We start from the raw sequence: 383 nt of genomic DNA on the forward strand, positions 1-383 counted from the left end.
CAGGCAGCGAGTTCGCGCTGCTCAAGATTTTCGTCAATCACCCTATGCGCACGCTGACGCGCGAGCGTCTGCTCGAGCTGCTGCACGGTCCCGAATACGACGGCACCGACCGCGGCATCGACGTTCAGGTTTGGCGCCTGCGGCGCATTCTCGAAACGGATCCGTCCACGCCGCGCTTCATTCAGACAGTGCGCGGGCGGGGCTACGTGTTCGTGCCCGACGGCGAACAGCATGCGCCGGCCCATTGATTCACTGTTTGGGCGGCTGGCGTTGCTGGTCGTCGCGGTGCTGCTGCTGTCGCATTTCGCGTGGTACGCGCTCATGCGTCTGGAGCGCAGCCAGTTGCAAACCCGCTACGCCGTCGAGGAAGCGACTTTTCTCGT

Annotated in this window: 1 protein-coding gene; it reads left to right on the top strand. The window is 64.0% G+C overall.

Going from position 1 to position 383, the window contains the following annotated elements:
* On the top strand, window positions 1-248 hold a 248-nt coding region (locus tag EN859_RS35735), incomplete at its 5' end, for a winged helix-turn-helix domain-containing protein (RefSeq protein ID WP_189502511.1).
* Window positions 249-383: the final 135 nt, after the last annotated feature.

The organism is Mesorhizobium sp. M00.F.Ca.ET.216.01.1.1, assembly GCF_004010325.2.
Classification (GTDB): Bacteria; Pseudomonadota; Alphaproteobacteria; order Rhizobiales; family Rhizobiaceae; genus Mesorhizobium.